This is a genomic window from Kitasatospora sp. NPDC057936, from assembly GCF_042887525.1.
Taxonomy (GTDB): domain Bacteria; phylum Actinomycetota; class Actinomycetes; order Streptomycetales; family Streptomycetaceae; genus Kitasatospora.
This window is the reverse complement of the sequence record NZ_JBHVPD010000121.1, coordinates 15,566-27,914: the sequence shown is the minus strand read 5'-3', so window position 1 is coordinate 27,914 and position 12,349 is coordinate 15,566. Positions and strand designations below refer to the sequence as shown.

7 protein-coding genes and 1 pseudogene are annotated in these 12,349 nt (G+C 74.6%); 6 read left to right on the top strand and 2 right to left on the bottom strand.

The annotated features are described in order from the left end of the window. On the top strand, positions 1–1,154 hold a 1,154-nt coding region (locus ACFVU9_RS40190), incomplete at its 5' end, for an SUKH-4 family immunity protein (protein ID WP_387602195.1). A gap of 266 nt (positions 1,155–1,420) precedes the next feature. Beyond that, a complete protein-coding gene (locus ACFVU9_RS40185; protein ID WP_387602192.1) occupies positions 1,421–2,812 on the top strand; it encodes a hypothetical protein in 1,392 nt (463 codons plus the stop codon). Between the two features lie 10 nt (positions 2,813–2,822). Here the strand turns inward: ACFVU9_RS40185 and ACFVU9_RS40180 are convergent, their stop codons facing one another. Next, positions 2,823–3,545 carry a hypothetical protein gene (locus ACFVU9_RS40180; RefSeq protein ID WP_380446256.1) on the bottom strand — a complete coding sequence of 241 codons (723 nt, stop codon included), beginning with the start codon at positions 3,543–3,545 and terminating at the stop codon, positions 2,823–2,825. 340 nt (positions 3,546–3,885) lie between these two features. Here ACFVU9_RS40180 and ACFVU9_RS40175 point away from each other — a divergent pair, with 340 nt between their 5' ends. Beyond that, positions 3,886–4,293 (top strand): beta/gamma crystallin domain-containing protein, encoded by a 408-nt coding sequence (locus tag ACFVU9_RS40175; protein ID WP_380446257.1) that lies wholly within the window; start codon positions 3,886–3,888, stop codon positions 4,291–4,293. A gap of 701 nt (positions 4,294–4,994) precedes the next feature. Then, positions 4,995–8,627, top strand: coding sequence for a transcription-repair coupling factor (gene mfd, locus ACFVU9_RS40170; RefSeq protein WP_380446258.1), 3,633 nt, complete (start codon positions 4,995–4,997; stop codon positions 8,625–8,627). Between the two features lie 151 nt (positions 8,628–8,778). Here mfd and ACFVU9_RS40165 read toward each other — a convergent pair whose 3' ends face one another. After that, complete coding sequence (locus ACFVU9_RS40165) at positions 8,779–9,384, bottom strand: DUF4352 domain-containing protein (RefSeq protein WP_380446259.1); 606 nt, start codon at positions 9,382–9,384, stop codon at positions 8,779–8,781. A gap of 212 nt (positions 9,385–9,596) precedes the next feature. On the opposite strand from ACFVU9_RS40165, the gene ACFVU9_RS40160 reads away from it, so the two are divergent. Next, entirely contained in the window at positions 9,597–11,681 is a 2,085-nt protein-coding gene (locus ACFVU9_RS40160) for an N-6 DNA methylase (RefSeq protein ID WP_380446260.1), read from the top strand. Positions 11,682–11,841: 160 nt separating this feature from the next. Beyond that, positions 11,842–12,349: pseudogene (locus tag ACFVU9_RS40155) on the top strand (hypothetical protein); the annotation flags it as partial.

Here is a 12,349-nt window from a genome sequence, read left to right as displayed (position 1 = left end):
CGATCGACCCGGCGCTGCTGGGCGCCGGCCCTGCGGACCCGGGCACCCCGCCGTCCGGCGGCCCGGCCGTCCCGCCGCCGCCCGGCGGTCCGGCGGCTCCGGCCGGGCCCGCGGGCTACGGCTACCCGAACGCGGGCGGCGGGCCGGGCGGCGTGCCGCAGGCGGCCCCGGTGCCGCCGGGCGTGCCCACGGTCGGCCCCGGCTACTTCGCCGCGCTCAGCTACCGCGGCCCGGACGGCTCGGAGCAGAAGCTGCTGCACCGCAGCGAGCCCGGCACCCCGCACCCGGAGTGGAAGATCCTCCAGGACCTGCGGCGGCTCAACGTGCCGCCGGACCAGGTGCTGGAGCTCTACACCGAGCTGGAGTCCTGCGACCTGCCCGGCGGCTACTGCAACCGCATGATCGCCGCGTCCTGGCCGAACGTGCGGCTCACCCACACCGCCTCCTACGGGCGCGACCACGCGTCCCGGCAGGCGGGGATGGCGGAGCTGCTCGACCACCTGGACGAGCTGCACCAGCTGGCCTCGGGCCCGCAGCGGGTCCGCCCGTTCCGGGTGCCGCCGCCGGCCCCGGGCAGCGTCCAGGTGCTGCCGCCGCTCCCGCCGCAGCAGCTGGCGCAGGAGCTGGGGCTGCACTTCGGGCCGAACCTGTTCCGCTTCGAGCAGCGCGCGGTCTCCCGCCAGGGCGTGCCGGAGCCGGTCGCCCAGACCCTGATGTGGGCCGGGCTGCCGCGCGACTTCGGGCCGTTCTTCTGGGCGCAGGCGCAGGACGGCCGGCCGATCCCGACGCTCGCCGAGCTGGCCGCCGAGCGCGGCCTGCCGCAGGGTCCGGACTTCGCCGGCTACCTGGTGCTCGGCAACGACTACGGCCGCCAGCTGTGCGTCCAGTACGGCACCGCGAACGTGGTCGCCGTGGACGTCGACGGAACCGGGCAGCCGCCCCGGTTCGTCAACACCGGTGTACCGGAGTTCGTCCGTTCGCTGGCCCTGCTGGGCCGCATGTGGCGGCTGCGGTACGGGCTGACGCCGGAGCAGGCCGGACGCTGGACGGCCGACTTCCAGGCGGAGCTCGCCGCGATCGACCCGGCGGCCCTGCAGAACGCGGACACCTGGTGGGCCGTGCTGCTGGAGCAGTTCTGGGACGGCCTGCTGTAGCGGACCGTTCCGGATCCTCGCAGGTGGGGAGGGGTCGTTCCGGTGTCCGGAACGGCCCCTTCGGCGTGCCGTCGCGGCGGTGCCTCGTTGGGGTTTCGTCCGGATCTGCGCAAAATAGGTCAAGAGGATGGGTCTATTCGTCCGGTCCTCGACCTATTTCGATCCGTCCGACGGGCGGATCCGGACCCGGTCGCCGAACCGGTCCCGGAGCCGTCCGTTCCGTCCGATCATGGGCTCCGCAGCCCGCGACACGAGGGGAAGAGCCCATGAGCGACGCCGTCTCCCAGTACGGCTTCACCCCGGCCCGGCGTGGTTACGCGCCCGAACAGGTCGACCGCGCCCTGGCCGCGCTCACCGCGCAGCGCGACGAGGCCTGGGAGCGGCTCAGCGTCCTCGGCGCCGGGATCCGGCAGATGGAGGGCAGGCTGGCGGAGGTCCGCCAGGCCGCGCAGGACGCGCCCGCGCCCGACTACACCGTGCTGAGCGAGGAGGCCGCCGGCCTCGCCGTCATGGCCGAGACCGAGGCCCGCGCCGTCCGGGAGAAGGCCGAGCGCTTCGCCGAGGACCTGCGCGACGAGGTGTACGAGGCCGGCCAGGCCGCCGAGCACGCCGCCAAGGAGTACGCGGCCACCACCCGCAGCGAGGCCGACCAGGCCGCGCGGCGCACCGAGGAGCGCACCCGCGCCGAAGCGGAGACGATCCGCGGCGACGCCGACGGCGACAACCGGACCGTCCGGGACGCCGCCACCGCCTACGCCGCCAAGGTGCGCGTCGCCGCCGCCGAGGCGAGCGAGCAGGCCGAGGCCGAGCTCGCCGACCGGCGGCGCGGCGCCGACGAGGCCTTCGCCGAGGCCCAGGCCCAGGCCGACGCGGAGGACGCCGAGGTCGCGGAGACCGCCGAGCGCCGGGTCAAGGAGGCCGAGCAGCACCGGGAGACCGTGCTCGGCCAGATCAAGCAGCTGGAGGCCGAGGCGCAGGCCAAGGCCGACCGGAGCGTCGAGCAGGCGCGCCGGGAGGCGGAGAAGGTCAACGCGGCGAGCGAGCAGGAGCAGACCGAGTTCGCGGCCCGGCTGGAGACGGTGCAGCAGCACCTCGACCACATCAAGGCCACGCTGGCCTCGCTCACCGGGGCGGCGGTCGGCCAGATCGAGGCGGCGGCCGTGCGGGCGCCCGAGGCCGCCGACGTGTCTGCCGATGCTGTCGCCGACGTCGTCACCGATGCCGCCGCCGATGCCGCGGCTGATGCCGTCACCGATGCCGTCGCCGATGCCGTCACCGACGACGGCACCGCGCCCGCGGACTCCGAGGCGGACACCGGTGAGATCCCGGTGCCCGACCTGCGCAAGCGGGACGCGGCGGGCGCGGGGAAGGAGACGGCCGTCCTGCGGCTGCCGTCCGCGCAGGTCGCCGCCCCGGCCCCGGCCGACGCCGCGCCGGCGGACGTTCCGGCCGACGCGCCCGTGGTGACCGGCCCGGTGCCTCCCATGCCGGCCGCGCCGCCGCGGACCGGTCCGGCCGAGCCCGTCGCTGCGGACTCGGACGCGGACGCGGACGCGGGCACGGAGCCGGAGGAGACCCGGATCATCCCGAAGATCGTCATCGTGGACGACGGCGCCGGCTACGCGACCCCGAACACCGTCTCCTACCGCCGCCGCTGAGACACCCCGGCTACTGCGGCGGCGCACCGTCCGCCAGCAGCCCGGTGAGCTTCTCGTCCTGGGCCCTGACCGCCTCCCGCCGGGCGGTCAGGGCCTCGGCGTTGCGGTCGATCAGCTGGCGCTGGTACCCGGTGAGGACGGTGAACCAGAGGGCCGCCAGGTTGCTGCGGGCCGTGCAGTCGAGGTCGGCGCGGGCGGCGGCCAGTTCGCCGGGGGTGATCTCCGCGGTGCCGCGGTAGCGCTCCGGCAGGGCCTCCGGGGCGTCGGCCGCGAACCCGGACGCGCCCATGCACGCCGACCAGTCCTTCGTCGCCGCGACGACCCTGGCGTCCGTCCCGGCGGCCTTCAGCGACGTGTCGAACAGCCGGCCCACCAGATCGGCGCCGGGCCCCTGCGGCGGTCCGATCCGCTCCGCCGCCTGCCGGTCGCAGTCCACCCGGGCGTTGTCGTAGGCCTCGCCGGAGCCGGCCGGGGCGGCGGCCGGGCGCGGGAGCGGCCGGCGGGGCGGGTGGAAGCCCTGGACGGCGGCGGCGTCCGCGCCCAGGTAGCCCCAGGCGCCGGCCGGCAGCGCGGTCGCGTTGTCGGGCGCCTCTGCGGCCTGGAGGCCGTCCCCGTCGAACGCGGTGAAGCCGGCCCGGCGCATGCAGGAGACGACGAGCATGTTCCGCGCCTGGATCTCCTTCACGGCGCTCCGGTCGTCGGCCTGGTAGGCGGAGAGCGGAAGTCCGGTCATTCCGCCCCGGCCGGATTCCGGGGCGCGCGCCCCGGAGACCTCCGGCGGGGTCGGCGCGGAATCCGAGGAGCCGCTTCCGGAAACCCCGGAACAACCGGCGGAGAATGCCGTGATCACCACCGTCAGGGCGGCCGAGGCGAATCGCTGCGACGGCGCGGGAAGTTGCACGGCGAGTACTCCGATCCTCAAGCGCTGCAAGCTTGTTCGGACCCTAGCGCATTCCTTCGGCGGCGGTTCCCGCAGGCGCCGGCGAACGATCGGCTTGGCCGGAAAACAGCTGTCCGGTGTTGCCTCGCCGTGCAAATCTCGGGAGTCGCAAACCGCGACCGATGGAGGGTCCATGGTTATCCGCACACATTTCCGTTCGGACCGCCGGAATTCGAGCCACCGGAACAGAAATGCGAACGCCCGCAGGCTGGGCGCGCTCGCGGTGCTGACCGCGGCCGCCGCGACCCTGCTGCCGGTGACCGGCGCCCGGGCGGTGGAACGCGTCGACTGCGGCAACCGGAACGATTTCGCGAAGGTGTACAACTACGGCTACGGCGGGCGGCTCTGCTTCGCGAACGACGGCTGGATGGCCGTCCGCATCTACAACGTCGACCGGATCGACGCCGGCAACAACCGGGTCGTCACCTACCTCGGCGGCGGGCTCGGCTCCTGGACGGTCTTCAACTGGGAGCAGTACGACTTCAATGCCAACCAGGGCCACCAGGTGATGATGTACGACATCAACCTCTCGCGCTGGTAGCCCGCCGGAGCCCCGTACGGTCGGGCGGGTGCGGCCGCTCGGTCTGACGGGGCTCCAGGGACGCGCGGGGCCCAGGCGGCCTCGGGGTGTGCGAGGAGCGGAATCGTGTGAGGCCCCGGAGGCGTGTGACCCGGGAGGCCCCGGAGGCGTGTGAGGCCCCGGAACCCGGGAGGCCCCGGAAACGTGTGAGGCCCCGAAACGTGTGAGGCCGAGACCCGTGGCGCCCTCCAGGAAAGGGCGCCACGGTTCCCGGCGCTTGGGCGGGCGCCCCCACCCAGGGTCGCCCGGCCTCGCACCTCCGACCCCCATCGGGGGTGCGACAGTGCCTCCGCAGCCATCCCCCACGGTTGGGTGCGGCGGGCACATTCACCATGGTGCGCGATCTCCATGGACGGCCAGTGACAGGAGTATGTCCACTTCATGGCAGATCGCGGAGCCCGAGCTGGACCGCCGAGCCGGTGGTTCGTCCACGGGCCCGCCCGGTGTTCCGTCCAGTGGTTCGTCCGCGGGTGCTCCCGCGCGGGCCCGGTGAACGGTTCGTCCGCGTCCGGCCCCGCCGGGCCCGTACACCGCGTGCGTGTCGCTACCGCGGCGTAGGCTGGAGACCCCCGGCCGCTCGGCGTGCCGGGCCGTTCGCGTTGCCCCGGCGGGCCTTCGCCGCCCCGGGGCAGCACCAGCCACGGGACGAAGAAGAGACCCCAATGAGCCTGACCGGACTGCTCGATGTCGTCGCGCGGGACGCGGCGCTCGCCGAGGCGATCGGGGCGGCCACCGCCACCGGCGCCGCGGCCGGCGGCCGCCGACACCTGGACCTGGTCGGGCCGCCCGCCGCCAGGCCGTTCGCCATCGCCGCGCTCGCCCGTGCGCTCGCCGTCGCGGCGGCGGGGGACCGCGGCCGTCCGGTGCTCGCCGTGACCGCCACCGGCCGCGAGGCCGAGGACCTCGCCGCCTCCCTGCGCTCGCTGCTGCCGCCCGACGCGGTCGCCGAGTACCCGGCCTGGGAGACGCTGCCGCACGAGCGGCTGTCGCCCCGCTCGGACACCGTCGGGCGCCGGCTCGCCGTGCTGCGCCGCATCGTGCACCCGCGCGCGGACGACCCGGCGGCCGGTCCGGTCCAGGTGATCGTCGCCCCGGTGCGTTCGGTGCTCCAGCCGCAGGTGAAGGGGCTGGCCGAGCTGGAGCCGGTCGCCGTCCAGCGAGGGGAGTCGCACGACCTGGAGGAGGTCGCCCGACGGCTGGCCGCCGCGGCCTACGCGCGCGTCGAACTCGTCGAGAAGCGCGGCGAGTTCGCCGTCCGCGGCGGCATCCTGGACGTCTTCCCGCCGACCGAGGAGCACCCCCTGCGGGTGGAGTTCTGGGGCGACGACGTCGAGGAGATCCGCTACTTCAAGGTCGCCGACCAGCGCTCCCTGGAGATCGCCGAGCACGGCCTGTGGGCGCCGCCCTGCCGCGAACTGCTGCTCACCGACGACGTGCGGGCGCGGGCCGCCGAGCTGTCCGCCGGGCACCCCGGGCTGGCCGAGATCCTGGACAAGATCGCCGAGGGCATCGCGGTCGAGGGCATGGAGTCCCTCGCGCCGGTCCTGGTGGACGACATGGAACTGCTGGTCGACGTGCTGCCACTCGGCTCGGTCACCGTGGTCTGCGACCCCGAGCGGGTGCGCACCCGGGCCGCCGACCTGGTCGCCACCAGCCAGGAGTTCCTGCACGCCTCCTGGGTCGCCGCGGCGGCCGGCGGGGACCGGCCGATCGACCTGGAGGCCATCGACGTCTCCGCCGCCTCGCTGCGCTCGCTCGCCGAGGTGCGCGAGCACGCCGACGAGATCGGACTGCCGTGGTGGTCCGTCAGCCCGTTCGCGACCAGCGAGTCGGCGGTCGACGGCATCCTTGAGTTCGACGCGAACACGCTGACCCTCGGTATGCACGCCGTCGAGGCCTACCGCGGCGACACCGCGCGCGCGATCGCCGACGCCAAGGAGCGGCTGGCCTCCGACTGGCGCGTCGTCATGGTGACGGAGGGCCACGGGCCCGCCTCCCGGCTCGCGGAGGTGCTCGGCAACGAGGGCATCCCGGCCCGGCTCGTCGCCGACCTCGCCGACGCGCCCACCCGGGACGTCGTCCACGTCTCCTGCGGCTCGATCGAGCACGGTTTCGTCGACGAGGCCCTCAAGCTCACCGTCATCACCGAGACCGACCTGTCCGGCCAGAAGTCCTCCACCAAGGACATGCGCCGGATGCCCTCCCGGCGCCGCAACGCGATCGACCCGCTGGCCCTGGCCGCCGGCGACTACGTCGTCCACGAGGCGCACGGCGTCGGCCGGTACGTCGAGATGGTGCAGCGCACCGTCCAGGGCGCCACCCGCGAGTACCTGGTGCTGGAGTACGCCCCCGCCAAGCGCGGCCATCCCGGCGACCGGCTGTTCGTGCCGACCGACCAGCTCGACCAGGTCACCAAGTACGTCGGCGGCGAGGCCCCGACGCTGCACCGGCTCGGCGGCGCGGACTGGGCGAAGACCAAGCAGCGGGCCAAGAAGGCGGTCAAGGAGATCGCCGCCGACCTGATCAAGCTGTACTCGGCGCGCATGGCCGCGCCCGGCCACACCTTCGGCCCGGACACCCCGTGGCAGCGCGAGCTGGAGGACGCCTTCCCGTACGCGGAGACGCCGGACCAGCTGACCACCATCGCCGAGGTCAAGTCGGACATGGAGAAGTCCGTCCCGATGGACCGGCTGATCTGCGGCGACGTCGGCTACGGCAAGACCGAGATCGCGGTGCGCGCGGCGTTCAAGGCGGTGCAGGACGGCAAGCAGGTGGCCGTGCTCGTGCCGACCACGCTGCTGGTGCAGCAGCACTTCTCGACCTTCGCCGAGCGCTACGCCAACTTCCCGGTCACGGTGAAGGCGCTGTCCCGCTTCCAGACCGACAGCGAGGCGAAGGCCGTCCTGGAGGGCCTGTTCGAGGGCTCGGTGGACGTCGTCATCGGCACCCACCGGCTGTTCTCCGCCGAGACCAGGTTCAAGGACCTCGGCCTCGTGATCGTCGACGAGGAGCAGCGGTTCGGCGTCGAGCACAAGGAGCAGCTGAAGAAGCTGCGCGCCAACGTCGACGTGCTCACGATGTCCGCGACCCCGATCCCGCGCACGCTGGAGATGGCCGTCACCGGCATCCGCGAGATGTCCACCATCACCACCCCGCCGGAGGAGCGGCACCCGGTGCTGACCTTCGTCGGCCCGTACGACGAGAAGCAGATCTCGGCCGCGATCCGGCGCGAACTCCTGCGCGAGGGCCAGGTGTTCTACATCCACAACCGGGTCGAGTCGATCGACAAGGCGGCGGCCCGGCTCAAGGACCTCGTGCCCGAGGCGCGGATCGCCACCGCGCACGGGCAGATGGGGGAGACCCAGCTGGAGAAGGTCGTCGTCGACTTCTGGGAGAAGGAGTTCGACGTCCTGGTGTCCACCACGATCGTCGAGTCCGGCATCGACATCTCCAACGCCAACACCCTGATCGTCGAGCGCGGTGACACCTTCGGGCTCTCCCAGCTGCACCAGCTGCGCGGGCGGGTCGGGCGCGGGCGCGAGCGCGGCTACGCCTACATGCTGTACCCGCCGGAGAAGCCGCTCACCGAGACGGCGCACGAGCGGCTGGCCACCATCGCCCAGCACACCGAGATGGGCGCCGGCATGTACGTCGCGATGAAGGACCTGGAGATCCGCGGCGCCGGCAACCTGCTCGGCGGCGAGCAGTCCGGGCACATCGCCGGCGTCGGCTTCGACCTCTACATGCGGATGGTCGGCGAGGCGGTGGCCGAGTTCCGCGAGTCGCTCGCGAGCGGCGGCGGCGAGCCGGAGGAGGAGCCGCTGGAGGTCAAGATCGAGCTGCCGGTCGACGCGCACGTGCCGCACGACTACGCGCCCGGCGAGCGGCTGCGGCTGCAGGCCTACCGCTCGATCGCGGCCGTCAACTCGGAGGAGGACATCCAGCAGGTCCGGGACGAACTCGTGGACCGCTACGGCAAGCTGCCCGAGCCGGTGGAGAACCTGCTGCTGGTCGCGGCGCTGCGGCTGTACGCCCGGCGGTGCGGCATCTCGGACATCACGCTGCAGGGGGCGAACGTCCGGTTCGGGCCGGTGGAGCTGCGCGAGTCGCAGCAGCTGCGGCTGAACCGGCTCTACCCGCGCAGCCAGGTCAAGGCCGCGAGCCGGCAGTTGCTGGTGCCCCGGCCGAGCACCGGCCGGATCGGCGGCAAGCCGCTGGTCGGGCGGGAGCTGCTGGGGTGGTGCAGCGAGTTCCTGTCGGCGATGTTCGACGACCTGGCGGGGGCGAGGAAGTAGCGCCCGCGGGCGGTTGGTGCACGGCGGTCTCGGGCTCTGCCCGGGGCCGCCGTTTCGTTCGTGCGGGGGCGTTCGTGCGGGGGCCTTGGTGCGGCGGTGCGGCCGCGTTCGTGCGGGGCCGCCGCCGCGGTCGTCCACCCTGGCGTCGGGGTCAGCCGACCTTCCACTGGCCGACCTGGTTGGCGAAGCCGTTGTCCAGGGCGAACTGGACCTTGTCCAGCTTGACGCCGTCCGGGACCTCGAAGGTGACGAAGCCCTTGCCGGTCTCACCGGGGGCGATGTTGGTGGGGGTCTGGAAGGCCGGCCCGGCCTTGGTCTCCTCCAGGTTCGGGCCGTAGGCCTGGCCCTGGGTGTCCACGACCTTGGCGCTGCTGGCGGGGACCTCGCCGTACGCCTGGGCGCCGGTGGCCTTGATCTGGAACTGCACCGCGACGTAGTGCTTGCCGTCGGCCGGCTTGAGGTACTCGTTGGCGCTCTCGGCCGGGTCGACCACCTTCACCGCGACGACGTCGGCGGTGTTGGCCTTGTCCATGCCCTTGAGCGCGATGGTGTCGCCGATCTTTGCGGGCGCCTTGGGGGCGTCGGCGGGCTTGCTCGGCGCGGCGGGCGCGCCGGCCGAGGTGCCCGCGGCGGCCGGGGCGGTCTGCTTCGCCTCGGTGGAGACGGTGGTGCCGGTGGAGTTGCACGCGGTCGCGGTGAGGGTGATCAGCGCGGCGCCCAGCAGGAGGGCGGCGGAGCGGCGAGTGGTGGCGGACATGGCGGTTCTCCCGGTGATCGGTGGTCTTCCTGGCTGCCGCCCCTGTCCGGTGGCGACGAAGAAATCACACCACTTCGCTGTGAACGATGTCAACGGCCTTTCACGAAACATCTCTGTTCACGTGTGAACGCATGGATCGGAGGTGCTGGCTATGCTGTGTGGTCACACCCAGCCCGCAGTCCCTGTCCCCGTGCGACGTCGGAGGAGCCCCCGTGCCGGACCGAGCCGAAGTGACCGCCGTCGAGATCGCCCGGCTGGCCGGCGTCGGCCGCGCCGCGGTCAGCAACTGGCGCCGCCGCCACGCCGACTTCCCGCGCCCGGTCGGCGGCAGCGACGCCAGCCCGACCTTCGCCCTCGGCGAGGTCGAGGCCTGGCTGCGCGCACAGGGCAAGATCGCCGAACTCCCGCCCCTGGAGCGCGCCTGGCAGTTCGTCGACGCCCTCCGCGACCCGGCCGGCCACCCCGCCGCCCCGCTCGCCGAGGCCGGCACCCTCCTGCTCCTGCTGCACCGCGACCCCGACCGCTGGGCCGCCCTCGCCTCCGAGCCCGACACGCGCCTCGCGACGGCGCTCCCGAGGGCCGTCGCCGACACCGTCGTTCACACCTTCGACGCGGACGGCGCCGACCTCCTCGCTCTCCCCGGACTCCTCGGCAGCACCCAGCTCGACCTCGCCCGCCTGCTCGCCGCCCTCGCCGCAGACACCGGCGCCGCCGCGGTGTACGAGCAACTGCTCGCCCGCTACGCCGAGGCCAACACCCGCCAGCTCAGCTCCACCCCGCCCGAGGCCGCCGACCTGCTCGCCGCCGTCGCCGGCGTCCCCGCCACCGTGCTCGACCCGGCCGCCGGCCTCGGCGCCGTCCTGCTCGCCCACCCGCACACCACCGGCCGTTACGGCCAGGACGCCGACCCCGTCACCGCCGCCCTCGCCCGCCTCCGGCTCGCCCTGCACGCCCCCGCCGCCGAGCCCGGCCCGCTCCCGCTCGCGCTGCGCCCCGGCGACGCGCTGCGCGCCGACGCCTACCCCGGCGACACCTTCGAGGCGGTGCTCTGCCAGCCGCCGTACAACGAACGGGACTGGGGGCACGAGGAGTTGCAGTTCGACACCCGGTGGCCGGGCGGTCTCGTCCCGCCCCGCGGCGAGTCCGAACTCGCGTGGGTCCTGCACTGCCTCGCGCACACCCGCCCCGGCGGCCTCGCCGCCCTCCTGCTGCCCCCCGCCGTCGCCGGACGCCGGTCCGGGCGCCGCGTCCGCGCCGAACTCCTGCGCTCCGGCGCCCTGCGCGCCGTCATCGCCCTGCCGGCCGGCGCCGCCCCGCCGTACGGGGTGCCGCTGCACCTCTGGGTGCTCCGCGCGCCGAAGCCGGGGGACGACTTCCGCCAGGTGCTGCTGCTCGACGCCGGGTCGGCCCCGGTGGAGGGCGGGCGCGACAAGGTCGACTGGCCCGGACTGCGGCGGACGGTCGTCCACGCCTGGCGCGCCTTCGACCGGGCCGCCCGGGACGGCGAGCCGGTGCCCGCCGACGTCCCCGGCGTCCACCGGGCGATGGCCGCGATCGACCTGCTCGACGACGAGACCGACCTCTCACCCGCCCGGCACGTCCCGCCCGCCGCCCCGCTCGGCGGCGCCGCCGAACTCTCCCACCTCGGCGGGCGGTTGACGGAACTCCTGGCCGGCCTCGCCGATCCCGCCGCCCTCCTGCCCCCGCCCGGCGCGGAACCCGCCGCCGGCGTCGTCACCGTCGGCGAACTCGTGCGCGCCGGCGCACTGGAGGTGCACTCCTCCGGCACCGGCGCGACCACTCGCCCGGGCCCGGGCGAGGTGCTCGTCGTCACCGACCAGGACCTCGTCACCGGCAACCCGCCCACCGCCGCGCTCGCCGCCCCCGGCCCCGCCGGAGACCTCCGCACCCGCCCCGGCGACGTCCTCGTCCCCGCCCTCGGCGGCGGCCTCGCCCGCGTCGTCCCGGCCGAGGGCCCCCTCGTCGGCGCCGCCCTCGGCAGCCGCCTCCACCTGCTCCGCCCCGACCCGGCCGCCCTCGACGCCGAGTTCCTGGCCGGCCACCTCCGCTCCACCGCCGGCACCCGCCGCGCCGCGAGCCACGCCACCACGACCGCCCGCCTCGACATCCGCCGGGTCGAACTGCCCCGCCTCCCGCTGCCCGACCAGCAGCGTCAGGGCACCGCCTTCGCCCGCCTGGCCGCCTTCGCCACCACCCTCGCCCAGGCCGCCTCCCTGGCCCAGACCCTGACCCAGGCCGCCACCGATGCCCTGGCCACCGGCTCCCTGGCTCCCTGACCCCCGGCCCGCTCCTGCGCAGGAAGTCGGTCCGACCGACTTCCTGCGCGCCGGATGTCCTCGCGCCGAGCTGACGCTCCCTCTCAACCCTGTCTCCGGGAGGGACTCCGGGCGGTACCGTGTGCTCGGTCCGTCCGTCCTCACCAGCTCAGGAGCGCACATGGCAGGGCAGTACCCCGGGACGTTCGGACCCCCGCCCGGTGCCGCCGCCCAGCCGCCGGGCCGTCCCTCGGCCTCCGTCCGGGTGCTGTGCGCGCTCGTCCCGCTGCTGACGGCGGGCGTGTTCGGCCCGCTGCCCTCCCTCGTGCTGGCGATACGCCGCAGGCGTCCGTACGACATCGCGGGCGCCGTCGTCTACTGCCTGCTGCTCCTCACCATGGTCGTCTGCGCGGGCGTCGCGAGCGACACCAAGGCCTCGGCCGCGAACGTCATCGGCGAGATCGCCCTGGCCCTCCTCTGGCTCACCCCCACGCTGCACTACCTCGTGATGGACCGCCGGTCCCTCTGGGCGCCCGCCCCGTACGCCCCGTCGCCCGCCGCCCCGTACGGCGCGACCACGCCTGGCCACACCGCCCCGTCGCCCGCCGCCCCGTACGGCGCGACCACGCCCGGCCACACGGCCCCGTCGCCCGCCGCCCCGTACGGCGCGACCACGCCCGGCCACACCG

Bases quoted from the DNA above. Each gene is read 5' to 3' on its own strand.
- ACFVU9_RS40185 (WP_387602192.1), top strand. From the start codon at position 1,421: ATGAGCGACGCCGTCTCCCAGTACGGCTTCACCCCGGCCCGGCGTGGT.
- ACFVU9_RS40180 (WP_380446256.1), bottom strand. From the start codon at position 3,545: ATGACCGGACTTCCGCTCTCCGCCTACCAGGCCGACGACCGGAGCGCC.
- ACFVU9_RS40175 (WP_380446257.1), top strand. From the start codon at position 3,886: ATGGTTATCCGCACACATTTCCGTTCGGACCGCCGGAATTCGAGCCAC.
- mfd (WP_380446258.1), top strand. From the start codon at position 4,995: ATGAGCCTGACCGGACTGCTCGATGTCGTCGCGCGGGACGCGGCGCTC.
- ACFVU9_RS40165 (WP_380446259.1), bottom strand. From the start codon at position 9,384: ATGTCCGCCACCACTCGCCGCTCCGCCGCCCTCCTGCTGGGCGCCGCG.